Source organism: Modestobacter roseus (assembly GCF_007994135.1).
GTDB lineage: Bacteria > Actinomycetota > Actinomycetes > Mycobacteriales > Geodermatophilaceae > Modestobacter > Modestobacter roseus.
Genome location: NZ_VLKF01000001.1, coordinates 1,730,724 through 1,755,911 on the forward strand (window position 1 = coordinate 1,730,724; position 25,188 = coordinate 1,755,911).

26 protein-coding genes are annotated in these 25,188 nt (G+C 76.3%); 13 read left to right on the top strand and 13 right to left on the bottom strand.

From position 1 onward, the window contains the following. Position 1: 1 nt before the first annotated feature. Positions 2–478, top strand: coding sequence for a heme-degrading domain-containing protein (locus JD78_RS08255; protein WP_153361210.1), 477 nt, complete (start codon positions 2–4; stop codon positions 476–478). A 325-nt stretch (positions 479–803) separates the two neighbouring features. Beyond that, positions 804–992 (top strand): RGCVC family protein, encoded by a 189-nt coding sequence (locus JD78_RS08260; RefSeq protein ID WP_153361211.1) that lies wholly within the window; start codon positions 804–806, stop codon positions 990–992. 101 nt (positions 993–1,093) lie between these two features. Here the strand turns inward: JD78_RS08260 and JD78_RS08265 are convergent, their stop codons facing one another. Further along, positions 1,094–2,236, bottom strand: a complete 1,143-nt coding sequence (locus JD78_RS08265; RefSeq protein ID WP_153361212.1) for a ScyD/ScyE family protein — start codon at positions 2,234–2,236, stop codon at positions 1,094–1,096. A gap of 197 nt (positions 2,237–2,433) precedes the next feature. Between JD78_RS08265 and JD78_RS08270 the strand changes: the two genes are divergently transcribed. After that, positions 2,434–3,267 (top strand): pentapeptide repeat-containing protein, encoded by an 834-nt coding sequence (locus JD78_RS08270; RefSeq protein ID WP_166521077.1) that lies wholly within the window; start codon positions 2,434–2,436, stop codon positions 3,265–3,267. Between the two features lie 37 nt (positions 3,268–3,304). Continuing rightward, positions 3,305–4,342, top strand: coding sequence for an L-glyceraldehyde 3-phosphate reductase (mgrA, locus tag JD78_RS08275; RefSeq protein WP_153361213.1), 1,038 nt, complete (start codon positions 3,305–3,307; stop codon positions 4,340–4,342). Positions 4,343–4,348: 6 nt separating this feature from the next. Here the strand turns inward: mgrA and JD78_RS08280 are convergent, their stop codons facing one another. Together JD78_RS08280 and JD78_RS08285 are read right to left on the bottom strand one after the other, a co-directional pair. Continuing rightward, positions 4,349–5,035, bottom strand: coding sequence for a TIGR03943 family putative permease subunit (locus tag JD78_RS08280; protein ID WP_166521078.1), 687 nt, complete (start codon positions 5,033–5,035; stop codon positions 4,349–4,351). Continuing rightward, on the bottom strand, positions 5,032–6,042 hold the full coding sequence (locus JD78_RS08285) for a permease (protein ID WP_208104046.1): 1,011 nt from the start codon (positions 6,040–6,042) through the stop codon (positions 5,032–5,034). Before JD78_RS08285 ends, JD78_RS08280 begins: the two co-directional genes overlap by 4 nt. Positions 6,043–6,108: 66 nt before the next feature. Between JD78_RS08285 and JD78_RS08290 the strand changes: the two genes are divergently transcribed. Genes JD78_RS08290 through JD78_RS08310 form a run of 5 tightly spaced genes read left to right on the top strand, consistent with a single transcriptional unit; the run spans position 6,109 to position 11,238 of the window. Next, positions 6,109–6,420: a DUF1490 family protein gene (locus tag JD78_RS08290; RefSeq protein WP_208104047.1), complete on the top strand. Its 312-nt coding sequence runs from the start codon at positions 6,109–6,111 to the stop codon at positions 6,418–6,420. 2 nt (positions 6,421–6,422) lie between these two features. Beyond that, the gene (locus JD78_RS08295) at positions 6,423–8,645 is read left to right on the top strand and encodes a heavy metal translocating P-type ATPase (RefSeq protein ID WP_208104048.1); all 2,223 of its coding nucleotides are present in this window, start codon (positions 6,423–6,425) and stop codon (positions 8,643–8,645) included. Between the two features lie 15 nt (positions 8,646–8,660). Continuing rightward, on the top strand, positions 8,661–9,677 hold the full coding sequence (locus JD78_RS08300; RefSeq protein WP_166521079.1) for a metal ABC transporter substrate-binding protein: 1,017 nt from the start codon (positions 8,661–8,663) through the stop codon (positions 9,675–9,677). Further along, the gene (locus JD78_RS08305; RefSeq protein ID WP_208104049.1) at positions 9,668–10,378 is read left to right on the top strand and encodes a metal ABC transporter ATP-binding protein; all 711 of its coding nucleotides are present in this window, start codon (positions 9,668–9,670) and stop codon (positions 10,376–10,378) included. The genes JD78_RS08300 and JD78_RS08305 overlap by 10 nt, the downstream gene beginning before the upstream one ends. Then, the gene (locus JD78_RS08310; protein ID WP_228395247.1) at positions 10,372–11,238 is read left to right on the top strand and encodes a metal ABC transporter permease; all 867 of its coding nucleotides are present in this window, start codon (positions 10,372–10,374) and stop codon (positions 11,236–11,238) included. Before JD78_RS08305 ends, JD78_RS08310 begins: the two co-directional genes overlap by 7 nt. A 50-nt stretch (positions 11,239–11,288) precedes the next feature. On the opposite strand, the gene JD78_RS08315 is transcribed toward JD78_RS08310, so the two are convergent. From JD78_RS08315 to rpmB, 8 genes are all read right to left on the bottom strand, one after another. Then, positions 11,289–12,092 (bottom strand): class I SAM-dependent methyltransferase, encoded by an 804-nt coding sequence (locus JD78_RS08315; protein WP_153361216.1) that lies wholly within the window; start codon positions 12,090–12,092, stop codon positions 11,289–11,291. Next, complete coding sequence (locus tag JD78_RS08320; protein ID WP_166521080.1) at positions 12,089–14,521, bottom strand: ATP-binding cassette domain-containing protein; 2,433 nt, start codon at positions 14,519–14,521, stop codon at positions 12,089–12,091. The genes JD78_RS08315 and JD78_RS08320 overlap by 4 nt, the downstream gene beginning before the upstream one ends. Continuing rightward, positions 14,518–15,480 carry an ABC transporter permease gene (locus JD78_RS08325; RefSeq protein WP_153361218.1) on the bottom strand — a complete coding sequence of 321 codons (963 nt, stop codon included), beginning with the start codon at positions 15,478–15,480 and terminating at the stop codon, positions 14,518–14,520. Before JD78_RS08325 ends, JD78_RS08320 begins: the two co-directional genes overlap by 4 nt. After that, positions 15,480–17,054, bottom strand: a complete 1,575-nt coding sequence (locus JD78_RS08330; RefSeq protein WP_153361219.1) for an ABC transporter substrate-binding protein — start codon at positions 17,052–17,054, stop codon at positions 15,480–15,482. Before JD78_RS08330 ends, JD78_RS08325 begins: the two co-directional genes overlap by 1 nt. Positions 17,055–17,316: 262 nt before the next feature. Then, positions 17,317–17,535 (bottom strand): 30S ribosomal protein S18, encoded by a 219-nt coding sequence (gene rpsR / locus JD78_RS08335; RefSeq protein ID WP_438861318.1) that lies wholly within the window; start codon positions 17,533–17,535, stop codon positions 17,317–17,319. Beyond that, positions 17,532–17,834 carry a 30S ribosomal protein S14 gene (rpsN, locus tag JD78_RS08340; RefSeq protein ID WP_153361221.1) on the bottom strand — a complete coding sequence of 101 codons (303 nt, stop codon included), beginning with the start codon at positions 17,832–17,834 and terminating at the stop codon, positions 17,532–17,534. Before rpsN ends, rpsR begins: the two co-directional genes overlap by 4 nt. Before the next feature lies 1 nt (position 17,835). Then, positions 17,836–18,003: a 50S ribosomal protein L33 gene (rpmG, locus tag JD78_RS08345; RefSeq protein WP_153361222.1), complete on the bottom strand. Its 168-nt coding sequence runs from the start codon at positions 18,001–18,003 to the stop codon at positions 17,836–17,838. Continuing rightward, complete coding sequence (gene rpmB / locus JD78_RS08350) at positions 18,003–18,272, bottom strand: 50S ribosomal protein L28 (protein ID WP_153361223.1); 270 nt, start codon at positions 18,270–18,272, stop codon at positions 18,003–18,005. The genes rpmG and rpmB overlap by 1 nt, the downstream gene beginning before the upstream one ends. An 86-nt stretch (positions 18,273–18,358) precedes the next feature. On the opposite strand from rpmB, the gene mrf reads away from it, so the two are divergent. Genes mrf through JD78_RS08365 form a run of 3 tightly spaced genes read left to right on the top strand, consistent with a single transcriptional unit; the run spans position 18,359 to position 20,294 of the window. Next, positions 18,359–19,630, top strand: coding sequence for a ribosome hibernation factor-recruiting GTPase MRF (gene mrf, locus JD78_RS08355; RefSeq protein ID WP_153361224.1), 1,272 nt, complete (start codon positions 18,359–18,361; stop codon positions 19,628–19,630). Next, positions 19,630–19,896 carry a type B 50S ribosomal protein L31 gene (locus JD78_RS08360; protein WP_153361225.1) on the top strand — a complete coding sequence of 89 codons (267 nt, stop codon included), beginning with the start codon at positions 19,630–19,632 and terminating at the stop codon, positions 19,894–19,896. Before mrf ends, JD78_RS08360 begins: the two co-directional genes overlap by 1 nt. A gap of 32 nt (positions 19,897–19,928) precedes the next feature. Continuing rightward, positions 19,929–20,294 carry a hypothetical protein gene (locus JD78_RS08365; RefSeq protein ID WP_153361226.1) on the top strand — a complete coding sequence of 122 codons (366 nt, stop codon included), beginning with the start codon at positions 19,929–19,931 and terminating at the stop codon, positions 20,292–20,294. Between the two features lie 67 nt (positions 20,295–20,361). On the opposite strand, the gene JD78_RS08370 is transcribed toward JD78_RS08365, so the two are convergent. Beyond that, entirely contained in the window at positions 20,362–21,783 is a 1,422-nt protein-coding gene (locus tag JD78_RS08370; protein WP_153361227.1) for an NADP-dependent succinic semialdehyde dehydrogenase, read from the bottom strand. A 130-nt stretch (positions 21,784–21,913) separates the two neighbouring features. Then, the gene (locus JD78_RS08375) at positions 21,914–23,287 is read right to left on the bottom strand and encodes a threonine/serine exporter family protein (RefSeq protein WP_194290502.1); all 1,374 of its coding nucleotides are present in this window, start codon (positions 23,285–23,287) and stop codon (positions 21,914–21,916) included. Positions 23,288–23,616: 329 nt separating this feature from the next. Between JD78_RS08375 and JD78_RS08380 the strand changes: the two genes are divergently transcribed. After that, positions 23,617–25,134 (top strand): acetyl-CoA hydrolase/transferase family protein, encoded by a 1,518-nt coding sequence (locus JD78_RS08380; RefSeq protein WP_153362364.1) that lies wholly within the window; start codon positions 23,617–23,619, stop codon positions 25,132–25,134. Positions 25,135–25,188 lie beyond the last annotated feature (54 nt).

The window sequence follows — 25,188 nt, forward strand, 5'->3', positions numbered from 1 at the left end:
CGTGACCGACTTCCCCCCGCTGACCGAGCTGGCCGCCCAGGAGCAGGAGCTGCAGTTCCGCTCCTTCACCAACGACGACGCGTGGGAGCTCGGCCTGGCGCTGGTCACCCGGGCCCGCGCCGCGGGCCTGCCGGTGGCCGTCGACGTCAGCCGCAACGGCCACCAGCTGTTCCACGCCTCGCTGCCGGGCACCGCGCCGGACAACGACACCTGGATCCGGCGGAAGGCCGCCGTCGTCGACCGGTTCGGGCACAGCTCCCTCTACGTGGGCCAGCGGGCCCGCGAGGAGGGGACGACGTTCGAGGAGCAGTTCGGCCTGGACCCGGACCGGTACCGGGCCCACGGCGGCGCGTTCCCGGTGCTGGTGCGCGACGTCGGCCCGGTGGGCGTCGTCGTGGTCTCCGGGCTGCCGCAGGTCGCCGACCACGAACTGGTGGTCACCGTGCTGCGCGAGCTGATCGCCCGAGAGCGCGGCTGACCCACCCGGGCCCGGGTGCGGCGGCTCAGTTCCTGCCGTGCGTGAGCTTCTCCATGCCCGACGTGCTCTCGGCGGCGGCCTTCTTGGCGGCGCGCTTCTCCTTGATGCTGCTGGCGGACTTCTTCGAGGCGTGCTTGTCGACCATGACCACTCCCTCACCGGGAGCCGGTCGGCTCCAGGCTGCGGACGCTACGCCGTTGGTGGCCGACCCACCGGGCGTACCGTCGGGCCCACGGTCACCTCGCCGGTCCGGGACACCCGTCCGGGACGGCGATCCCCTCCCGGGGCACCACCGCCGCGCCGTCGGCGGAGTCAGGCCCTCGCCATGACCGCTCCCGCGACGCTGCCCACCGCACCGCCGGCCCTGCCCACCCCCGACGACCGGACCGGGGACGAGGTCGGGTGCCCGGCGTGCGCCCACCCGCTGGCCGGGCACGACCCGATCGGCGTCCGGTTCTGCCGCGCCACCGCCGCCGCGGGCCTCCACCGCGGCTGCGTCTGCCGGGCCGGCTGACCCCGGCCTGACCGGGCCACCGCCGCCCCGGTCGACGAGGCGACGTCGGACCGGCCGCCGGCCGGGGGGTGGGGCCGCCCGCGTCGGGCGGCCCCACCCGGTCAGCCGGCGGGGGTGAACGCGCCGGCGCCGACCCGGACCAGCTGCCCCTGCCCGGGCGGCAGCCCGAGCAGCGCGGCGATGCTCCAGGCCGAGGCGACCAGCCCGCCGCGGTCCACCAGCAGCCCGGTAGGCATCGTCACCTGCGCGGTGCTGCGGTTCCCGGCCCGGTCGATGCGCGTCACCTCGCCCACGCCCGCCGGGTCGAACCCCGGGGCCGGCTCACCCTCCGGGGCACCCGCGACCACGTTCGACACGAAGACCGTGCCCCGCCGGTCGACCGCGACCCCGGTCGGCGAGGTGAGGCCGTCGATGACGTGCACGACGTCCCCGTGCGGGGTGAGCACGTACACCCGTCCCGCCCCGGGCACCTCGGAGCCCAGGGTGCTCACGTAGAGCAGGCCCCGGGGCCCCTCGACGATGCCGGTGGGCACGGAGTCGCAGCCGACGGTGCCCGGGTTGTTCTCCGCCTCGGCGCAGCCCGGCACCTCCTCCGGCGAGACCACCGGCGGCACGAAGAACGTGCTCACCTCCCCGGTGCGCCGGTCGACCGAGAGCACGGCGTTGGCCCCGGCGTCGGCGACCAGCACCCGCTTCCGCTGCGCGAGCACCGCGAAGGGGTTGGACAGCGCGTCGACCGGCTGCCCGTCGACGAACTGCACCTGCCCGTCGGGGTTGGCCGCGAGCTCGTGGGCGAGCAGGTCGATGGTGGTGTGCACCGTGCCGTCGGGGCCGGCGACCAGCAGCGAGCTGGTGGCCGCGCCCTCCGGCAGCGGCGGTGCCGGCACCCCGTCCTGGGGCGGCGGGGGCTCGCCCACCGCGACGAAGAGCTGGCCGCGCGAGACGTCCACGCCCTGCGGCAGCGCGAGGCCGGACAGCAGCGTGCGCACCTCGCCGGTGCGCAGGTCGACCGCGGAGACCTCACCGCTGTCGGACTCGGCGACCACGACGTGGTGCCCCCACACGGCGCTGACCTGACGCGGACCGTCGAGACCGGTCGCCACGGTGACGACCTGGTCGTCGGGCGGGTGCCCCCCGCCGTGGCCTGCCCCGTGGCCTCCCCCGCCGGCGTGCGCCGCCGTGGCCGGGGCCACCACCAGTGCGGCTCCCGCCAGGGCGACCGCGGTCCTCCGGAAACGCTCCATCGCTTTCCTCCTGCGTGGCTGTGTGCGCGCTGTGGACGCGGCGCAGGGTCCGCCGACGGCGCACGCCGCTCAACGCCCTGCCGCCCGGCGGCGCGGACGGGCTCGTTCCCCGGCGTGCGCCGTGACCGGTCGTGTCCGACCCCGCCGGTGCCCGTACCTACGCTCGGGGTCCCCTCCCGGATCGGAGCCCCGAGCCCGTGCCCTCCTCCCCGCCCTCGCCGGACCTGCGCGAGCTGCGCGCCGACCTCCGGGCCGACTGCGACCGTTGCGTGGCGCTGTGCTGCGTCGCGCCGGCGTTCGCCGCCTCGGCCGACTTCGCCTTCGACAAGCCGGCGGGTACGCCCTGCCGGCACCTGCGCACGGCCACCCGGTGCGGCATCCACGCCGAGCTGCGCGACCGGGGCATGCCCGGCTGCGAGGTCTTCGACTGCTTCGGCGCCGGCCAGCGGGTGACCGCGCTGACCGGCGCCGGCCGGGACTGGCGCGCCGACCCGACGACCACGGCCGCCGTGTTCGCCGTCCTGCCGGTGATGCGGCAGCTGACCGAGGTGCTCTGGCACCTGGTGGAGGCCGAGCTGCTCGTACCGGCGGGCGCGCTGCAGGACGAGATCGTCGCCCTGCGCGCGCGGGTCGAGGCGCTGACCACGGCGCCGGGGCTCCCGGACGTCGACGTCCCGGCGCTCCGCGCGACCGCCGGCGCGCTGCTCGGCCAGGTGAGCGAGCAGGCCCGCGCGGGCGTGCCGGGGCGCGGCCGGGACCGGGTGGGCGCCGACCTGCTCGGCCGGGACCTGCGCCGCACCCGGCTGCGCGGCGCGTCGCTGCGGGGGGCGTACCTGATCGGCGCGGACCTGCGCGGGGCGGACCTCCACCGCACCGACCTGCTCGGTGCGGACCTGCGGGCCGCCGACCTGCGCGGCAGCGACCTCACCGGGGCGCTCTTCCTGACCGTGCCGCAGCTGACCGCCGCCCGGGGTGACGCGGCCACCGCGATCCCGGCGGACCTGCCCCGGCCGGCGCACTGGGAGCCCTGACGTTTCAGCGGGCCGCCGGCACGGCACCCTCCTGCGCATGGCCTACACCGCGGACCCGACGCGCTACGACTCGATGACCTACCGCCGCACCGGCGCCAGCGGCCTGGACCTGCCGCCGCTCAGCCTGGGCCTGTGGCACAACTTCGGCGACGACGTGCCGTTCGACCGGCAGCGCGCGATCCTGCGCCGCGCCTTCGACCTGGGCATCACGCACTTCGACCTGGCCAACAACTACGGCCCGCCCTACGGCTCGGCGGAGACCAACGTCGGCCGGCACCTGCGCGACGACTTCCGCGCCCACCGGGACGAGCTGGTCATCTCCACCAAGGCCGGCTGGGACATGTGGCCGGGGCCCTACGGGCAGGGCGGCGGCTCGCGGAAGTACGTGCTGGCCAGCCTGGACCAGTCGCTGCAGCGGATGGGCCTCGACCACGTCGACGTCTTCTACAGCCACCGGCCGGACCCGACCACGCCCCTGGCGGAGACGATGGGTGCGCTGCACACCGCCGTCCAGTCGGGCAAGGCGCTCTACGTCGGCATCTCCTCCTACTCCCCCGAGATGACCCGCCAGGCCGCGGCGATCCTGGCCGACCTCGGCACACCGCTGCTGATCCACCAGCCCTCGTACTCGATGCTCAACCGCTGGATCGAGACCGACGGGCTGCTCGATGCGCTGACCGACGTGGGCGCCGGCTGCATCGGCTTCTCCCCGCTGGCCCAGGGCATGCTCACCGACAAGTACCTGGGCGGGGTGCCCGAGGGGTCGCGGGCCAGCCAGGGCAAGTCGCTGGACCAGGGCATGATCACCGAGGAGTACCTGACCCACGTCCGGGCGCTCAACGCGATCGCCGAGCGGCGCGGGCAGTCGCTGGCGCAGCTCGCGCTGGCCTGGGCGCTGCGCGACGAGCGGGTCACCTCGCTGGTGATCGGGGCGAGCAGCGTCGGCCAGCTGGAGCAGAACGTCGCCGCCCTGGACAACCGGGAGTTCACCGCCGACGAGCTCGCCGAGATCGACCAGCACGCCGTCGACGCCGGGATCGACATCTGGCGCGACGCCCGCGAGGGCACGCTCTGAGACCGGTCACTCGTAGGGCTCGGCCGGAGCCGGGACCTCGCTGACGACGTCGGCGCGCAGCACCGGCGGGCCGCCGGCCTCCCGGCGGCCCGCCGTGCCGACGACCTGCACCCACTGGTCGGCGGCCGGCCCGGGTCGGTCGCCGGCCACCTGCACCCGCAGCGCCGTCGCGTCGGCCGCGCAGCAGTTGATCGAGAAGCGCGCGAGGTCCCAGCCGCCGTCGTCGCGGGGGACGGCGAAGCCGACCAGCCGCACCTGCCGCTCGGCCAGCGCCGACGGGTCGGCCTGGGACCAGATGGTGAACTGCAGCAGCGTCATCGTGCGGTGGTCGGCGCCGGCGTCGTCGGGGCCGATCCCCGCCGCCGGCGCGGTGGTGACCGCCACCGGGGTGGCCGCCAGCCGGTCGACGGAGAAGGCGCCCAGCGCCGGCGGCGCCACGACCACGAGGACGGCGACCGGCGCGGCCAGCAGCCAGCCCACCCCCGGCCCGGGGTGGTCGGCCCGCCGTCCCCGGTCGCGCAGCAGCCCGAGGCCGCCGACGGCGACGAGCAGCACCCCGGCCGCGACGAGGAAGGGCTGGAAGCCGGCCCGGACGTAGGCCAGGTGCTGGTCGGTGAGCGCGACGACCAGCACGACCAGGCCGAGCAGCAGCAGGAGCACCTGCTGGGTGGGCCGGTCCGGGCGCGCGCTCACAGCAGCACCTCCCCGACCCCCAGCGCGACGGCGACCGCGACCAGCAGGGTGGCCGGGGCGAACCGCAGCGCGAACCCGCGGCCGAAGGTGCCCGCCTGCAGCGCGATCAGCTTCACGTCCACGGCCGGGCCGACGACGAGGAAGACCAGCCGCGAGGTGAGCGAGAACGAGGTGAGGCTGGCCGCGACGAACGCGTCGGCCTCCGAGCAGATCGCCAGCACCACCGCCAGCGCGGCGAGCACCAGCACCGACAGCACCGCCGACCCGGCGACCGTCTCCAGCCAGGTCCGCGGCACCAGGGTGTTCAACGTGGCCGCGGTCAGCCCGCCGACGACGAGGAAGCCGCCGGCGTGCACCAGGTCGTGCTGCACCGCGCGGCGGAACGCGTCGCCGCGGTTCCCCGAGGGGTCCGGCGCCGGCACCCGTGGCACGCGCAGCCAGCCGGGACGGGCGAACGCCGTCCACAGCCAGCCCATCAGCACCGCGACCAGCAGCGAGGCGGCGAACCGGGCACCGACCAGCTCCGGCTGACCGGGGAAGGCCACGGCGGTGGCCACCAGCACCACGGGGTTGATCGCCGGCGCGGCCAGCAGGAACGCCAGCGCCGCCGCCTGTGGCACGCCGCGGCCGACCAGGCTGCCGGCCACCGGCACCGAGGCGCACTCGCAACCGGGCAGCACCACCCCCGCCGCCCCGGCCACCGGCACCGCGAGCGCCGGGTGCCGCGGCAGCACCCAGGTGAAGAACGACGCCGGCACCAGCGTGCTGATCGCCGCGGACAGCAGGACGCCGAGCGCCAGGAACGGCAGGGCCTGCAGGCAGACCGCCACGAAGACCGTGCTCCAGGCCAGCAGCGCCGGGGAGCTCAGCAGGCCGGGGGCGGCGAAGTGGCCGACGACCGCGACCAGCACGCCGACGCCCAGCAGGTCCCCGCTGCCGGGGCCCCGCCGCCGGGTGGGCCGGCCGGCGAGCAGCTCGCTGATCTCCGCCTCCCCTGCCGCGCGCACGACAACGGTTCCCGTTAGCGTGTCCGGGTCACCCTCTCACGCCCCACCGTCCCGAGGAGCCCGTCCGTGGCCGAGTCGTCGAAGAACCGCACCGCGGGCGCCGCCCGCCTGCTCCGCAAGGCCGGGGGCACGGTGCTCACCGGCGTGGTCGGCGTCGTCGTCGTCCGTGCCGCCGAGCGCGGGGAGGCCGGCAGCCTGCCGCGCCGGCTGGCGGTCGGGGCGACCAAGCTGGGCATCCGCGGCGCACGCCGGGCCGAGGTGGGCGTGGAGAAGGCCCGGCTGGCCGCCGGTGACGTGCGGGCCCAGGCCTACGCCGACCTCGGCGAGCAGGTGCCGCCGCCGGCCGACCGCTCCGGCGGTCACGACCACCAGCACTGATCGTGGCGACGGCGGCCGGCGACGTCCGGTTGGTCAGTGACGCCGGCGGCCGGCTGCGGCTCGCCGTCCCCGCGCTGACCGGCGCGCCCGCGCGTGCGGTGGCGCTGGAGGACCTGCTGGACGCCGCCCCCGGCGTGCGCACCGCGCACGCCTACCCGGTGACCGGGCACGTGCTGGTCTGGCTGCACCCCGATGCGGGCGCCGACGCACGGACCGAGGTGCTGCGGATGGCCGGCTCGGCGGTGGCCCTGCCGGCGACCGCCGAGGTGGCACGGGCGCCCCGGTCGGCCGACGTCGCGAACGGCGAGCTGGTCCGGATCGCCGTCGGCGGCGTGGCCCTCGCGGCGCTGGGCATCCGCCGGTACGGCCTCGGCCGCCCGCCGGTGCTCACCGGCCGCAGCCGGCTGGTCGCCACCGCGCTGACGATCTTCACCGGCTACCCCTTCGTCAAGGGCGCGGCCGGTGCGCTGGCCGGCAAGCGCAGCGCGGGCACCGACGCGCTGGTCACCGCGGCCACCATCGCCAGCCTGCTGCTGCGCGAGAACGTGGTCGCGCTGACCGTGCTGTGGCTGCTCAACATCGGCGAGTGGCTGCAGTCGGTGACCCTGCGGCGCACGCGCCGGGCGATCTCAGCGCTGCTGGCCGGCACCGAGACCACCGCCTGGGTGATCGTGCCCGGCGGGGCCGGCGAGGTCGACGTCGAGCGGCAGGTCGACCTGGCCCGGCTGCGGGTCGGTGACCTGGTGGTGGTGCACGACCAGGCGACGCTGCCGGTGGACGGCGTGGTCGTCGAGGGCACCGGCGTGGTCGACCAGGCCGCGATCACCGGGGAGCCGCTGCCGGTCCAGGTCACGCCCGGGGCGACGGTGCACGCCGGGTCGGTGAACGTCCGCGGCCGGCTGGTGGTGCGGGCCTCGGCGACCGGGTCGGACACCGCGATCGGGCGGATCATCGCCCGGGTCGAGCAGGCCACCGACGACCGGGCGCCGATCCAGACGGTGGGCGAGAACTTCTCCCGCCGGTTCGTGCCCGCCTCGTTCGCGCTGGCCGGGCTCACCTGGCTGGTCACCCGGGACGTGCGCCGGGCGATGACCATGCTGCTCATCGCCTGCCCGTGTGCCGTCGGGCTGGCCACGCCGACCGCGGTCAGCGCCGCGATCGGCAACGGTGCCTCCCGCGGGCTGCTGATCAAGGGCGGCGCGCACCTCGAGGCCGCCGGCCGGGTGGACGCCGTCGTCTTCGACAAGACCGGCACGCTGACCGTCGGCCGCCCGGTGGTCACCAACGTCGTCTCCTTCTCCGACGACTGGACCCCCGAGCAGGTGCTCGGCTACGCCGCCAGCTCCGAGGTGCACTCCCGGCACCCGCTGGCCCAGGCGGTGATCCGCTCGACCGAGGAGCGGCACGTCTTCATCCCGCCGCACGAGGAGTGCGAGGTGCTGCTCGGGCTGGGCATGCGCACCCAGGCCGACGGACGGGTGCTGCTGCTGGGCAGCGAGCCGCTGATGGCCAGCGAGGGCGTGGCCGTCGGCGACGACGCCCAGGGCTGGCTCGACCGGTTGCGCGCTGCGGCGGAGACCCCGCTGCTGCTGGCCGTCGACGGCGAGCTGGTGGGCCTGGTCAGCCTGCGCGACGAGGTGCGGCCGGAGTCCCGCGAGGTGCTGGAGACGCTGCGGGCCACCGGGGTACGGCGGATCGTGATGCTCACCGGTGACCACGAGAGCACCGCAGCCGCGGTCGCCGCCGAGCTCGGCGTGACCGAGTGGCGGGCCGAGGTGCTGCCCGAGGACAAGCAGGACGTGGTCGCCGCGCTGCAGGCCGAGGGCCACACGGTGGCGATGGTCGGCGACGGCACCAACGACGCGCCGGCGCTCGCCGCGGCCGACATCGGCATCGCGATGGGCGTCTCCGGCACCGACGTCGCGGTGGAGACCGCCGACGTCGCGCTCGTCGGCGACGACCTCCGGCACCTGCTCGACCTGCGCGAGCTGGGCGGGCGGACGCTGGGCGTGGTGCGGCAGAACTACGGCATGTCGATCGCGGTGAACGGGATCGGGCTCGCGGTCGCCGGTGGCGGCGCCCTGTCCCCCGTGCTGGCCGCCGTGCTGCACAACGCCTCGTCGGTCGCGGTGGCGGTCAACTCCGCGCGCCTGGTCCGGCACGGTGGCAGTCGGCCGCCTGTCGACCTGACGACTCGAGGTCGTTTTGACAATGATTGTCGTTAGCGTGACGATCGGGGCATGCCCAGTCCCCGCCGCCGCTCCCCCGCTCTCGCCCTGACGCTCGTCGCCGGGCTCCTGCTGGCCGGGTGCGGTGCACCGGCGGCGGCCGGCGGGGAGGCCGACGCCGAGCTGACGGTCGTCGCCGGCTTCTACCCGCTGGCCTGGCTGAGCCAGCAGGTGGCCGGCGACCTGGCCGAGGTCACCTCCCTCACGCCGGACGGCGCCGAGCCGCACGAGTACGAGCTCACCCCCCGCGACGTCGCCGCCACCGCCGAGGCCGACGTCGTCGTCCACCTGCCGACCGTGCAGCCCGCCGTGGACGCCGCCGTCGCGCAGCAGGCCGCCGACCGTGCCTTCGACGCCGGCGCGCCGGCCGACCTGTCGCTCACCTACGAGGAACACGAGCACGGGCACGAGGGCGAGGGACACGAGGGCGAGGGGCACGAGGGCGAGGGGCACGAGGGCGAGGAGCACGAGGGCGAGGAGCACGGGGGCGAGGAGCACCGGGAGCCGGTCACCGACCCGCACTTCTGGCACGACCCGATGCGGATGGCCGACGTCGGCGACGCGCTCGCCGAGCACCTGGGCTCGATCGACGAGCCCAACGCCGACCGGTACACGGCCAACGCCGCAGACCTGCGGGCCGAACTGGCGGAGCTGGACGGCGAGTTCCGGGCCGGCCTGGCCGACTGCGCCACCCGGGACCTGGTGACCAGCCACTCCGCCTTCGGCTACCTGGCCGACGCCTACGACCTCGAGCAGTTCGGCATCAGCGGGCTGGCGCCCGACGCGGAGCCCTCCACCGACGCGCTGACCGAGGCGACCGAGTTCGTCCGGGAGCACGGCGTGGCGACGATCTACGTCGAGACGCTGGTCGACCCGGCCGTCGCCGAGACCGTCGCACGGGAGACCGGAGCGCAGACCCGCCAGCTGGACCCGATCGAGGGGCTCACCGACTCGTCCCAGGGCAAGGACTACCTGGGGATCATGCGGGCCAACCTGGCCAGCCTCCGCGCGGGCCAGCCGTGCTCCTGAGCGCCCGCGCCGCCGCCCCGGCCGGGCTCCGCTCGCCCGCGTCGGACGCCGTCCTGTCGGTGCGCGGCGGTGCGTTCGGCCACGGCCGGAGACCGGTGCTGACCGGCGTCGACCTGACCGTCACGCCCGGGGAGGTGGTCGCCGTCCGCGGCCCCAACGGGTCGGGCAAGTCGACGCTGGTCCGCGGCCTGCTGGGCCTGTGCGAGGTGCACGCCGGCGAGGTGCGGCTGTTCGACCGGCCGCGCGACCGGTTCCACCACTGGCACCGGGTCGGCTACGTGCCGCAGCGGCACACGGTGGCCGGCGGGGTGCCGGTGACCGTGCGGGAGCTGGTCTCCACCGGGCGGCTGAACCGGCTGCGCCCGTGGCAGCGCTTCGGCGAGGCCGACCGGTGCGCGGTCGACTGCGCCCTGGAGGGCACCGCGCTCGCCGGGTTCGACCACCGGCCGCTCGCCGAGCTCTCCGGCGGCCAACAGCGCCGGGCGCTGGTGGCCCGGGCGCTGGCCGGTGACCCGGAGCTGCTGCTGCTCGACGAGCCGACCGCCGGCGTCGACGCGGACAGCCAGCGGGTGCTCGCCGCCACCCTCGCCGGGCTGGCCGGGACCGGCGCCGCCGTCGTCGTGGTGCTGCACGAGCTGGGCCCGCTGGCCGACGTCGTCACCCGGGTGGTCACGCTCCCGGCCGGGGCCGGGCCGTGCTGAGCTACGAGTTCATGCGGCTGGCGCTGGCGGCCGCCGTCCTGGTCGGCCTGACGGCGCCCACGGTGGGGGTCTACCTGGTGCAGCGCCGGCTGTCGCTGATCGGCGACGGCCTGGGGCACGTCGCCCTGCTCGGGGTGGCGGTCGGCCTGGTCACCCGGTCGGCGCCGGTGCTCACCGCGCTGCTGGCCACCGTGGCCGGCGCGGTGGTGGTCGAGGTGCTGCGCGCCCGGCGGTCGGCGAGCGCCGACGTCGCGCTGGCGGTCATGTTCTACGGCGGCATCGCCGGGGGCGTCGTCGTGGTCACCCGCGCGCCGGCGGGCACGCCGACCAGCCTGGACGGCTACCTCTTCGGCGCTCTCACCACCACCACCCGCACCGACCTGGTGGTGTTCACCGTGCTGGCCGCCGTCGTCCTCGGGGTGACGATCGGGCTGGGCCGGTCGCTGTTCGCCGTCGCCCTCGACGAGGAGCACGCCCGGGCCAGCGGCCTGCCGGTGCTCCCGCTGAACCTGCTGCTGGCCGTGGTCACCGCCGCCACCGTCACGCTGTCGATGCGGGTGCTCGGGCTGCTGCTGATCAGCGGGCTGATGGTGCTGCCCGCCGGCTGCGCCCAGCTGGTCGCCCGCAGCTTCCGGTCCAGCCTGGTCGTCTCGGTGCTGATCGGCGTCTCCGTCGCGGTGAGCGGCACGGTCGTCTCCTGGTACGCCGACACGCCCTCCGGCGGCACCGTCGTGCTGATGGCGGTGGCCGCCTACGCCGTCCTCAGCATCGGGCGGATCGCCCGCCGCCGTCCCCCGGCGCGCCCGGAGCCCCGCACCCCCGCACCCCCGGCGGCCGTGCCGGTGGGACCGGGCGGCTGACGCCTGTTCCGCCGACCCGACCGGCCGGCGGAACAGGCGCGCGCGGAGGCTCAGCGGACGGCGAGCAGCACCCGGTCGTCGTGGTCCTGCCAGACCGTGCCGATCTCGCTGAAGCCGGCCTCGGCGAGCGCTGCCTCGTGCATCCGCAGGCTGGTCAGCCGGGTCCCGGGCTCGTGGTCCTCGGGCCCGCGCTCGGCGGCGTTGCGGCGCTCCCGCTCCGCGACCGCGCCGGCCAGCTCGGGCGCGGCCAGTGCGGCGGACCACCAGGCGTCCCAGTCCGGCACGCCGTCGGCGCCGAACGCCTGCTCCGCCCGGCGCCGCTCGGCCGCCTCGGAGAGCCGGGTCAGCGCGGGCTGCCCGAGGCCGTGGGCCATGTTGTCGGCGTTGGCCAGCACCCCGCCGGCCGGCAGCAGCGCGGCGACCCGCCGGTAGGTGGCGGCCAGCTGCGCGGCGGACAGCCAGTGCAGCGCGGTGGAGCTGACCACGGCGTCCACCTGGGTGACCGGCAGGCGCTGCGGCCAGCCCGGGTCGCGCAGGTCGGCGTCGACCCAGCGCAGCCGCCCGTCGGCGTCGCCGAGGGCGCCGGCCCCGACGGCGACCAGGACCGGGTCCATGTCGACGGCGACGACGGAGGCGGCCGGGAACCGCTCGAGCACCCGGGCGCCGAACGAGCCCGGCCCGCAGGCCAGGTCGAGCACGGTGCCGCCGGCGGCGAGCCGGTCGCCGACCAGCTCGTCGAGCGCGTCCAGCGCGGCGGTGAACCGCTCCTCGCGGTGGCGCAGGTAGCCGCTCTGCTGGCGGTCCCAGTCGTGCAGCAGCCGGCGCCAGTCGGTGGTGGTGAGCTGGTCGGTCACGGGTGGATCTCCTCCAGGGTGGGTGGTGCTGCGCCGCCCCGGTCGGGGCGGGCAGGGTCAGGGGTGTGCGCCAGCGCCGCGAGGACGGCGGGCGTGGGGCCGTGGTCGACCACGGCTCCCCGGTGCAGCACGAGCAGCTCGTCGGTGAGCGCGGCGACCGCGGCGAGGTCGTGCGAGACGACGACCAGCGCGACGCCGTCGGCCCGGACGCTGCGCAGCAGGTCGAGCACGCCGGCGCGGACGACGGCGTCCAGCGCGCTGACCGGTTCGTCGAGCACCAGCAGGTCGGGGCCGGCGGCCAGGGCGCGGGCGATGGCCACGCGCTGCTGCTGCCCGCCCGACAGCTGCCAGGGGCGCCGGTCGGCGAGGTCCGGCGCCAGGCCGACGCGGGCCAGCAGGGCCGGCACGTCGGGGCGGGCGGTCACCCCGCGCCGGGCGGCGAGCCGCAGCGCCTCGCACAGCGCCGAGCCGACCTGCTGGCGGGGGTCCAGCGCGGTCGCCGGGTCCTGGAACACCAGCTGGGCGCGGCCGTCCCCCGCGACGGGGCGGGTGCCGGCCAGCCCGACGCTGCCGGTGGCGGGCCGGTGCAGCCCGGTGAGCACCCGGGCGAGGGTCGTCTTGCCGCTGCCGGACTCCCCCACCACGCCCAGCCCGCCGCCGCGGGGCACGGTGAACGACACCCCCGCGAGCGCCGGGCCGCGGGCGGCCGGGTACCGGACGCCGACGTCCGCGACGCGGAGCAGCGGCTCCCCCGGGGACGCCGCGGTGGGTCCGGCGACCGGGGTGTGGCCGGCGGCGACCAGCGCGCGGGTGACCGGGTGCGCCGGCGCGTCCAGCACCTCGCGCACCGGCCCGGACTCCACGACCCGCCCGGCGTCCAGCACCGCCACCGTGTCGGCGTGCGCGGCCACCAGGCCCAGGTCGTGGCTGACCAGCAGCACGGCGGTGCCGCGCTCGGCCCGCGCCCGGGCCAGCAGCGCCAGCACCTGCCCGGCGGTGCCGGCGTCCAGCGCGCTGGTCGGCTCGTCGGCCACCAGCAGCGCCGGCTCGCCGGCGAGTGCCGCGGCGACCAGCACCCGCTGCCGCATGCCCCCGGACAGCTCTGCCGGCCGGGCGCGCAGCACCCGGTCCACGTCGGGCAGCCCGGCCCACACGAGCAGCTCCCGGGCCACCGCCGCGGCCGCGGCCCGGTCGAGTCCGCGGTGCAGCCGGGCGGCCGCGGCCACCTGCGGCCCGATCCGGCGCAGCGGGTCCAGCGCGGCGCCGACGTCCTGCGGCACCAGCGCCACCTGCCCGCCCCGCACCCGCCGCAGCTCCCGCTCCGGCGTCCCGACCAGCTCGCGCCCGGCCAGCCGCACCGACCCCCCGGCCACCGCCCCGGCGCCCTCGGGCAGCAGGCCGAGCAGCGCCGCCGCGGTCAGCGTCTTGCCCGACCCGCTCGCGCCCACCAGCGCCAGCACCTCGCCCCGGCCGACGCCGAGGTCCACGCCGTCGACCACCCGGCGCCGGCCCGCCGGCCCGGCCAGCTCCACGGTCAGCCCGCGCACCACGAGCACACCGTCGGCAGCCCCGGCCGGCGGTGCGGACGGCGACCGGCGCGGTGCCGGCGCACGAACCGCCGACCGGCCGTGCGTCGTCCAGGCCTGGGCGTGCCGCACGAGCACGAGCACCGCCAGCACGACCAGCGCGAGCACCAGCACCGGCAGCAGGAACAGCCGCGGATCACTGGCCAGGTAGGGGCGGGCCTCGACGATCATCGTGCCCCACTCGGGAGCCGGCGGCCGCACCCCGAGGCCGAGGAAGCTCAGCGTCGACACCGCCAGCACCAGCCCGGCGACGTCGGTGCCGACCAGCACCAGCACCGGCCCGGCGACCGCCGGCAGCAGGTGACCGCCCAGCACCCGGGCCGGCCGCGCCCCCAGCAGCGTGAGGCCCTGCACCACCGCGCCGTGCCGGCGCATCAGCACCTCCATCCGCACCAGCCGGGTGTAGGCCGCCCAGCCGCCGCCGGCCAGCGCCAGCACCAGGCCCGCGACACCCCCGCCGAGCACCCCCGCGAGCACGACCCCGACCAGCAGCGCCGGCACCGCGACGACGACGTCGCTGGCCCGCAGCACCAGCGAGTCCACCCAGCCGCCCCGCCACCCGGCCAGCAGCCCCAGGGCAAGGCCGAGCGGCAGCGCGATCGCCACCGTCAGCAGCACGATGCCCAGCGAGGTGCGGCCGGCCACCAGCAGCCGGGTCAGCTCGTCGCGGCCCAGGTGGTCGGTGCCCAGCCAGTGTTCGGCCGAGGGACGCTGCCGGACGGCGGTGAGGTCGGTGGCGGTCGGTGACCACGGGCTGAGCAGCGGCCCGAGCAGCGTGGCGAGCACGACCAGCGCGAGCAGCGCGGCGGCGGCCAGCGGCACGGCCCGGGGCGCTGCCCTCACGACCGCACCCCCGCCCGGGCGTCGACGACGGCGGCCAGCGACCCCGCCAGCCCGCGGGCGGAGACCGCACCGACGGCGACGAGCAGCACGGCCGCCTGCAGCGGGTACCAGTCGCGGAACTGCAGCGCCCGCACCAGGTAGTCCCCGATCCCCGGCCAGCCGAAGGCGGTCTCCGCGACCACGGTGGCGGCCAGCGCGCTGCCCACCACGTCCCCGACCACCACCAGCAGCGGCGCGGCCGCGTTGGGCAGCGCGGTGGCCAGCAGCACCCGGACCGGCGACGTCCCGCGCGCCCGGGCGGTGGTCACGAACGGCTCGCGCAGCGTGCTGCGCAGCCGCGCCTCGGTGACCTGGGCGAGCACCGCGGCCAGCGGCAGGCCGATCACCGCGGCGGGCAGCACCAGCGACGGCCAGCCGGCGATCCCCTGGGTCGGCAGCAGCCGCCACTGCAGGGCGAACAGCAGCACGCCGAGCTGGGCGAGGGCGAAGGCGGGCACCGACAGCAGCCCGAGGGAGCCCAGCCGGATCGGCAGCCGGACCACCCGTCGCCGGGTGCCCGCCGCCAGCACCCCGGCGCCCAGCCCGAGCACGACGGCGACGACCGCGCCCGCGGTGGCCAGGGTGATCGTCGGCCCGAGCCGGGTGGCGACCTCCCCCGCGACGTCCCGGCCGGTGCGGGCCGAGGCGCCCAGGTCACCGGTGAGCAGGCCGGTGAGCCCGTGCAGGTAGCGGACCGGCGCCGGCAGGTCCAGGCCCAGCTCGGCCCGCACCCGCGCCACCGTCCCGGCGGTGACCGTGCCCTCGCGGGCGAGCACGATGGCGGTCGCGGCGTCCCCGGCGGCCACCGTCAGCAGGCCGAAGGTCAGCAGCGACACCACGAGCAGGACGGCGACGCCCTCACCGGCGCGGCGGCCGGCCGACCGGCCGGCCGCCGCGACCCAGGAGCGCCCCACCGGCATCAGCCGGTGACGGTCACGTCGGTCAGCGGCAGGTCGTACTCGGTGGCGCCGAGCTCGAACCCCCGCACCGTGTCGCGCACCGCCCACTGCCGGGGCAGCTGCACCAGCGGGACGGCGGCGGTCTGCTCCGCCAGCGTCGTCCAGATCGCGTCGAACGCCGCCTGCCGGCTCTCCTCGTCAGCCGCGGCCAGCGCCACCGGGATCTGCTCGTCGAGCTCCGGGGAGGCGAACAGGTGCCCTTCCTGCACGCTGCGGAAGTTCGCCGTCAGCGTGCTGTAGGGGTCGTAGGGCGCCCCGTAGGTGGCGTAGAAGCGCAGGTCGAAGTCGCGCGCGGACACCGCGGTGCCGTAGGCGGTGCTGTCCAGCCGGTCGATCGTCACGCCGATGCCGACCGCGCCCAGCTGGTCGGCGACGACCTGGCTCAGCGCCGTCGCCTGTGGCAGCAGCCCGGGGTCGAGGACCAGGTCCAGCTGCAGCGGGACGCCGTCCTTGCTGCGCACCCCCTCGCCGGTCCAGCCCGCCTGGTCCAGCAGCTCCTCCGCAGCCGCGGTGTCGGCAGCACCCGCCGGCTCGGGGTCGGGGCCGTAGGGGACGTTCGCCGGGAAGACGGTGGTGGCCGCCGTGGCCCGGCCCTCGAACAGCCCCTCGGCGATGCCCGGCCGGTCGAGCGCGAGGTCCATCGCCCGCCGCACCGCCGGGTCGGCGAGCGCGGGGTTGCCGGTGTCGGCGTTGACCGTCAGCAGCAGGTTGGTGGTGGACTCGGCGGTCAGCACCTGCACCCCGTCGGTGGCCTCCAGCGCGGCGGCCTCCTCCAGCGCGAGCGGCGCGGTGTACTCCCCGCCGATCACGTCGACCTCGTCGGCCTGCAGTGCGGCGACCCGGGCGGCGGCGTCGGGGATGACGGCGAACTCCAGCCGGTCCGGCGACGGCGTGCCGCCCCACCAGTCGTCGTTGGGCACCAGGACGATCCGCTGCTCGTCCAGCGACTCGACCTGGTACGGGCCGGTGCCGACCGGTTCACCCTCGGCGGCCGCCGGGCTGGTGAACCGCACCGGCCGGGTGAGCGCCAGCTCGTTGAGTGCGGGGTGGTAGGGCTGGCTCAGCCGCCAGGTGATCGTGGTGTCGTCGGTGGCCTCGATCGACTCGGTGACGCCGGTCAGCCCCAGGAAGCCGTTGTCCGGGTCCTCCACCCAGCGGAGCAGGTCAGCACGGGCGACGTCGGCGTCGAACGGGGTGCCGTCGGTGAAGGTGACGCCCGGCCGCAGCGCGAAGGTCATGGTCAGGCCGTCGTCGCTGATCTCCCAGGACTCGGCCAGCGCCGGGGCGAAGTCGCCGTCGGCGGTGTAGCGGACCAGCGGCTCGAAGACCTGGTCCAGCACGGTGAAGGACGAGGTCGTGTAGTCCTGCACCGACAGCGACGCCTCCGGGTCGGCGAGCGCCACCCGGAGCACCTGCGCGTCGCCGCTGGCCTCGCCGGCGTCGGCGTCGCCGCCGTCGAGGCCGCAGCCGGCGAGCGCGAGCGCCAAGGCTCCGGCGGTGAGGACGGCCCAGGGGCGGGACCGGGACGAGGACATGGTCGTGCCTTCTCTCAACAGGGTCGGGGCCTCGAGGAGCGGTGCTCCCGAGGTGGTGGTGCGGTAGGACGGACGGCGCTCGGCTGCCAGCGGCAGGCCGCGGAGACCGGCCGCAGCGCTCGGAACTCAGCGCTTGGACTGACGGGCGTCCCGGCGGCGCTCGGCGCGGTTGCGCCGGTCGGGCACGGTGCCCGGCGGAGCCACCGGCGGGACCGGGGCGGGGGCGCTGCAGCCCCGCGGCGAACAGCAGTCGGACATGCCCTCACCGCCCCTTCGACGGGTAGGGCAGCAGCGCCATCTCGCGGGCGCTCTTGATCGCCGCCGCCACCGTGCGGTGCTGTTTCGGCGACAGGCCGGTGACCCGGCGGGCGCGGATCTTGCCGCGGTCGGAGATGAACGAGCGCAGCACCTGCACGTCGTGCCAGACGAAGGGCTCGGGCAGCTCCCGCTTCTTCCGCGGCCGGGGGCGGGCCGGCTTCACCAGGAGCTCTTCGTGATGCCGGGCAGCTCGCCGTTGTGCGCCATCTGCCGGAAACGGACCCGGGACAGGCCGAACTTCCGCAGGTGACCGCGCGGCCGGCCGTCGGCGACGTCGCGGTTGCGCAGCCGCGTGGGGCTGGCGTCGCGCGGCAACCGCTGCAGGGCGGCCTGCGCCGCGGCGCGCTCCTCCCCGGTGGCCGCCGTGCGGACGGCGTCCCTCAGCTGGGCACGCCGCTCGGCGTACCGCGCGACGACCTCCCGGCGCTGCCGGTCCTTGGCGATCATGGACTTCTTGGCCATCTCAGCGCTCCTCGCGGAAGTCGACGTGCCGGCGGATCCGCGGGTCGTACTTCTTCAGCACGAGCCGGTCCGGGTCGTTGCGCCGGTTCTTCCGGGTCACGTACGTGTAGCCGGTGCCGGCGGTGGACGTGAGCTTGATGATCGGGCGGACGTCGGTGCCGCGGGCCATCAGGCGTCCCTCCGCCCGGCACCCAGCCGACGGCGGGCATCGGGGTCGGTGGCCCGGATCCGCCCGACGACCGCCTCGATGCCCTGGACGTCGATGGTCTTGATGCCCTTGGTGGAGACGGTGAGCCGGATCCAGCGGTTCTCGCTGGGCAGGAAGAACCGCCTGGACTGCAGGTTCGGGTCGACGCGGCGGCTGGTGCGCCGGTGCGAGTGGCTCACGGTCTTGCCGAAGGCAGGACGGCGGCCGGTCACCTCGCAGTAGGTGGCCACGGAAGGTGCTCCTTGCGTCTGTGGGGAGTCGGATCGCAGACCACCCTAGCTGGGAATGGTTCCCGTTTGCAGCTAGGGTGATCGGCATGACCGCACCCCGCACCTCCCTGGTGCTCGTCACCGGCCTGTCCCGGGAGCTCACCGCCCGGGCCGCCACGCCACTGCTCGACCGGCCCGGCACCGTCGTCGTGCACCACGACGTCTCCGGCCTGGACGGCGGCGTCGTGGTCCGGACCCTGCGCGAGGCCGGGCCCCACGGCGTCACCGAGCACGTCGCCGCCATCGAGCTGGCCCACGGCTGCCTGTCCTGCACCCTCCGGCTGGACCTGCTGCCCCTGCTGCGCACGCTGGGCCGGCGTCCGGACGTGTCCCGCGTCGTGCTGGAGCTGGATCCCGCACTGGAGCCGGAGCACCTGTGCTGGTCGATCGAGAACGTCGTCCTCGACGACCTGCCGGACGACGGGGGGACGGAGACCGCGGGCGACTCGGTGCAGGTCACCGGCGTGCTCGCCGCGCTGGACGCGGGCAGCTGGTTCGACGCCGCCACCGGCGAGGAGGCCATGGCCGACGTCGGGCTGGCGGCCACCGCCGACGACGAGCGCACCCTGGCCCAGGTCGCGATCGGGCAGGTGGAGTCCGCCGACGCGGTGCTGGTGGCCGGCCAGCCGGCGGACGCGTGGTCCGGCGCCCGGCTGACCGCGGTGCTGGACCGGCTGCTGCCCGGGGTGCCCCGGGCCCGCCTGGGCGCCGTCCACCCCGACGCGCTGCTGACCGCGCTCCCCCGTGACGCCCGCCGCGGCCGGGTCTCCTCGCCGCACGACCCGCTGCTGGCCGGGCAGCCGCCGCTGGACGAGGACGCCGGCGTGGGCCTGGTGCGGTTCGCCGCCGACCGCCCGTTCCACCCCGAGCGGCTGCACGACGCCCTCGACGTGCTGCTCGACGGCGTCGTCCGCACCCGGGGCCGGCTCTGGCTGGCCACCCAGCACGACCGCGCGGTCTGGCTGGAGTCCGCCGGCGGCGGACTGCGGGTCGGGGACGCCGGCCCGTGGCTGGACACCCTCGGCGACGACGCGGAGCTGTGGGCGCAGGTCGACCCGCAGCGGGCGGCGGCCGCGGCGCTGCGCTGGGACCCGGTGTTCGGCGACCGCGACGTGCAGCTGGTCGTGCTGACCCACCGCCAGTCGCCGATGGCGATCACCACGACCCTCTTCGCCGCGCTGCTCACCGACGCCGAACTGGCCGCCGGCCCCGACCTGTGGGCCACCTGGCCGGACCCCTTCGGCGAGTGGCACGAGGACCCCTGCGAGGCCTCCACCCCCACGGATCTGCACGTCACCGACCGAGAGGAACACCCCTGATGAAGGACGGGATCCACCCCGGGTACCGCACGGTCGTCTTCCGGGACACCGCCAGCGGGGCGACCTACCGCACCCGCTCCACCGTCGGCAGCGACCAGACCATCGAGCTGGACGGCGAGACGCTGCCCGTGGTCAACGTCGAGATCAGTGCTGCCTCCCACCCGTTCTGGACCGGCAACCAGCGGGTGCTGGACACGGCCGGCCGGGTCGAGCGGTTCAACCAGCGCTACGGCGCCCGGGCGCGCGGCGCCCGCCGGGAGGGCTGAGCCGTGGCCGCCGCCCAGCCGGGTCTCCTGCGGTGACCTCGGACCGCGGCGGCCCCGTGGTCGCGGTCTGCACCGGCCACCGGTGCGCCGGGCTGCGCCGGCTGGCCGGTACCGAGGACAGCGTGCCGCGGCTGGCGGCCGCGGTCCGGGAGACCTCCGGCGCGGTGCTGGTGACCGCGGAGTGCGTCGGCGCCTGCGACCGGGCCGCCGTGGTCGGCGTCGCCCGGCGCGCCCCGGACGCCCGGGCGGCCGGGCCGGCGCTCTGGCTGGCAGAGACGCAGAGCGCCGAGCGCACCGCGGCGCTGGTCGACTGGGTGCGCGACGACGGGGCGGGCGTGCTGCCCGTGTGCCTGCGCGGCGCCGTCGCCGGCGTCGGCGCCCCACCCCGCCCGGCCTGACCGGGCGGACATGGCCATCACCGCCCCCGCTCGGCGGGGTGATGATGGCCATGTCCGCCCCTGGGGGCTACTCCGAGGCGGTGGCGGTGTCGCCCGAGGACTGCTGGTCGCTGCGCGGCCCGACCCAGACGGTCTTGGCGTTCATGAACTCCCGCATGCCCAGCTCGGTGAGCTCCCGGCCGTAGCCGCTCTGCTTCACCCCGCCGAAGGGCAGCTCCGGGTAGCTGGTGGTCATCCCGTTGACGAACGCCATGCCCGCGGCGATGTCCCGGACGAACTCCGCCCGCTCGCCCTCGTCCTCGCTCCACAGGTTGGAGCCCAGTCCGTAGGGGTGGCCGTTGGCGATCTCGATCGCCTCGCCCAGGCTGTCGACGGTGAACAGCGCGGCCACCGGGCCGAACACCTCCTCGTCGTAGACCCGCATCTCCGGGGTGATGCCGGTCAGCAGCGTCGGCGGGTAGAACCAGCCGGGCCGGTCCGGGCGCTGGCCGCCGACGACGACGGTGGCCCCCTTCTCGACCGCGTCGGCGACGTAGGCCTCGACGTCGTCCCGGCCGGACTCGGTGGCCAGCGGCCCGACCTTCGTCGCCGGGTCGCGCGGGTCACCGACCGGCAGCGCGGCGAGCTTCTCGGCGAACAGCCGGGTGAACTCCTCGGCGACGTCGCGGTGCACGAAGAACCGCTTGGCCGCGATGCAGCTCTGCCCGTTGTTCTGGCAGCGCGCGGTGACCGCGACGTCGGCGGCCCGGTCCAGGTCGGCCGAGGGCATCACGATGAACGGGTCGGCGCCGCCGAGCTCCAGCACCGTCTTCTTCAGCACGTCACCGGCGATCGCGGCCACCGACTGCCCGGCGGGGGCGCTGCCGGTGAGGGTGGCCGCGGCGACCCGGTCGTCGCGCAGCACCCGCTCGATGGTGCCCGACCCGATGAGCAGGGTCTGGAACACGTCGTCCGGGAAGCCCGCCTTGCGGAAGAGCTCGGCCAGGTACAGCGCGGTCTGCGGCACGTTGCTGGCGTGCTTGAGCAGGCCGACGTTGCCGGCCATCAGCGCCGGGGCGGCGAAGCGCATCGCCTGCCACAGCGGGAAGTTCCACGGCATGACGGCCAGCACCACGCCGATCGGCTGGTACGTGACGTAGGCCTGCTCGGCACCGACCGCACCGGCGTCCTTGGGCTCCGGCTCCAGCAGGGTGGGGCCGTGCTCGGCGTACCAGCGCAGCGCGGCGGCGCACTTGCCGATCTCGGCCTTCGCCGCCGTGAGCGTCTTGCCCATCTCGGTGGTCATCAGCTCGGCGACGTCGTCGGTGTCGGCGTCCAGGGCGTCGGCCGCCGCGCGCAGCCAGCGCACCCGGTCCTCGACCGGGGTCAGCCGGTAGCTGCGCGCCGCCGCCGCGGCCCGGGCCAGCGCCTCCTCCAGCTGCTCGTCGGTGAGCGGGTCGAAGGTCCTCAGCGTCTGCCCGGTGGTCGGGTCGGTGGTGGCGATGGCCATGGGGGTCTCCCGTCGTCGGCTGGGGGTGCCGGTCCGGACGGCGGCGCTCCGCGGGGGCGCTCGGGCGGTCCGGACGGGCACCGGTGCGCTGTGCACCTGCCCGGCGGTGGCCTGGTGAAACCGCGCCCGGTCAGGCCTTCCGACGGCGCAGCGCACCGACCATGCGCGGCCCGCCGATCCGCCGCTCGACGCGCTGCAGCTCCCGGCGGGCCGGCTGGGCGAGGAAGCTGCCCAGGATCACGCCCGCGGCCAGCGCGAGCCCGATCGAGGTGGCCTGGCTCAGCAGCAGGAAGCCCGTACCGGTGTCCCCGCTGGCCAGGAAGAGCATGCCGCGGTAGATGGTGAGCCCGGGCAGCAGCGGGATGATCCCGGCGGCGACCAGGACGATCGGTGGCACCCGCTGCCGGTGCGCGAAGACGTAGGCGCCGAGCCCGAGGACGACGGCGGCCACCCCGGTGGACAGCGCCGGGTTCAGGTCCAGGTGGTCCAGCCCGCGGAACGCGCCCCAGCCCAGCGCCCCGGCCACCGCGGCCGCGGGGATCGTCCGCCGGGGTGCGTAGTTGCCGGCCGCGGCCGCGGCCGCGGCGACACCGGCGGCGAGGAACTGGGCGGGCAGGTCGGCCAGCCCGGTCTCCGGCGGCTGGTTGACCGCGAGGCTGACCCCGAGCCGGTCGGCGACGGAGAGCACGCCGGCCACCCCGGCGACGATCCCGGCGGCCAGCACGAACACCTCGAAGGCGCGGGCGCTGGCGGTGAGCAGGAAACCGCTGATCGCGTCCTGCACCGAGCCCACCAGGGTGATCCCCGGCAGCAGCAGCACGATCCCGCTGGCCACCACCAGGGAGGGCCGGACGTCGAGCTCGGCGGCGATGAGCCCCATGGCGACGGTGGTCGCGAAGGCCGCGCCCAGCAGGTTGGCGTAGAAGTCGGGCAGCCCGCGCGCCCCCAGCGCACCGGCGATCCGGTCGACCACCACCGTGGTGGCGAAGGCCGCCACGGTGACGAGCGCCCCGCCACCGAGGAGCACCGCGATCGCCGCCGCGAGCGCGGCCCGGGAGGCGGTGACCGCCCAGCGCCGGTAGGGGTGCCGGGCCCGGCGGATCTCCTCCAGCCGGGTCATCGCCTGCTCCGGGGTGACCCGCTGCTGCACCAGGTCGGTGACCAGGTTGTCGACCTCGGTCACCCGGGTGTGGTCGGGGGCACGGACCTGGACCAGCCGCACGCTGGTCACCGGCGCGACGTCCGAGGCCCGCACGTAGGTGAGGGTGATGGAGGTGAACGTGACCTCGCAGACCACCCGGTCCAGCCCGCAGGCGCGCGCCAGGAGCACGAGCGTGGCCGTGACGTCGGCGGCCCCGACCCCGCCGGAGAGGAGCACCTCCCCGGCGCGGAGCGCGAAGTCCAGGACCCGGTAGGCCTCCCGCTCGTCCGGCTCGGGCAGGTGCACCGGCTCCGGTGCCGCCTGCTCCGGACGCCGTCCACCCCGTCGGCGTCCTGCGACCACCGATGACCACCTGCTCCCTGCCGCCCCGGTGCCGACCGGGGACGTTCCACCGCTCCGCACACCCTCCCAGCCCGGACCCGCGCGAGCACGGGAGAGCGGTGTGCGGTCGCCCACGCCCAGCTGTCCCACCTCAACACCCGCCCCGCCCCTACCACCCGCCCCACCCCGACCACCCGCCCCACCCCGAGCACCCACCCCACCCCGAGCACCCGCCCCACCCCGAGCACCCGCCCCGCCCCGGGCCCTCCGGCCCGTGGCGGGCGGGACCGACGTCCCGCCCGTAGCGTCGGCGGCGCCAGCACCCAGGCACCCGCGAGCACGGAGGTCGGATGGACGCCGGACGGATCCGGAACGCTGCACTGGCCCGGAAGGTGGTGCCGGCCGAGGAGGCCGCCGCCGTCATCCGCCCCGGCGACAACGTCGGGATGAGCGGCTTCACCGGCGCCGGCCACCCGAAGGCGGTGCCCGGGGCGCTGGCCCGGCGGATCACCGAGGCGCAGAACGCCGGCGACCCGTTCCAGGTCGACCTCTGGACCGGCGCCTCGACGGCACCCGAGCTGGACGGGGTGCTGGCGGCGGTCGACGGCATCGCGCGGCGGCTGCCCTACCAGTCCGACCCGGTGCTGCGGGAGCGGATCAACCGCGGCGAGGTCGACTACGTCGACGTGCACCTCTCCCACGTGGCGCAGCTGGCCTGGGAAGGCTTCCTCGGGCCGCTGGACGTCGCCGTCGTCGAGGTCAGCGCGATCACCGAGGACGGCCTGCTCGTCCCGTCCTCGTCCGTCGGCAACAACAAGACCTGGCTGGACCTGGCCGAGCGGGTGGTGCTGGAGGTCAACAGCTGGCAACCGGCCGGGCTGGCCGGGATGCACGACGTCTACTACGGCACCGCCCTGCCGCCCAACCGCCGGCCGGTGCAGCTCACCCGCCCCGACGACCGGATCGGGGTGCCGCACCTGCTCGTCGACCCGGACAAGGTGGTCGCGGTCGTCGAGACCGACGCCCCCGACCGGAACACCCCCTTCGCCGCGCCCGACGACACGGCGCGGGCGATCGCCGGGCACCTGATCGAGTACCTCCAGCACGAGGTGTCCCGGGGCCGGCTGCCGGCCGAGCTGCTGCCGCTGCAGTCCGGCGTCGGGAACGTCGCCAACGCGGTGCTGGCGGGCCTGCAGGAGTCCCCGTTCGAGCAGCTGACCGCCTACACCGAGGTCATCCAGGACGGCATGCTGGACCTGTTGCGGTCGGGCACGCTGGCGTCGGCCTCGGCGACGGCGTTCTCGCTGAGCCCCACCGCGATCGCCGACTTCACCGCCCACGTCGACGAGTTCCGCGACCGGATCCTGCTGCGGCCGCAGGAGATCAGCAACCACCCGGAGATCATCCGGCGGCTGGGCGTGCTGGCGATGAACGGGATGATCGAGGCCGACCTGTACGGCAACGTGAACTCCACCCACCTGATGGGCAGCCGGATCCAGAACGGGATCGGCGGCTCGGGCGACTTCGCCCGCAACGCCTACGTGTCCTTCTTCGTCAGCCCGTCGACGGCCAAGGGCGGGGCGATCTCCTCGATCGTGCCGATGGTCTCCCACGTCGACCACACCGAGCACGACGTCGCGGTCGTCGTCACCGAGCAGGGCCTGGCCGACCTGCGCGGGCTCTCCCCTCGTCGCCGCGCCCGGCTGGTCATCGACCGATGCGCCCACCCGGACTACCGGCCGATGCTGACCGACTACCTCGACCGGGCCGAGCACGGCGCCTTCGGCAGGCACACCCCGCACCTGATGACCGAGGCGCTGAGCTGGCACGCCAGGTACGCCTCGACCGGGTCGATGCTGCCGCGCTGACCGTCCCCGGCGACACGCCGGTCGACCGGATCGGCGGCCAGCCGGGCGACGTCC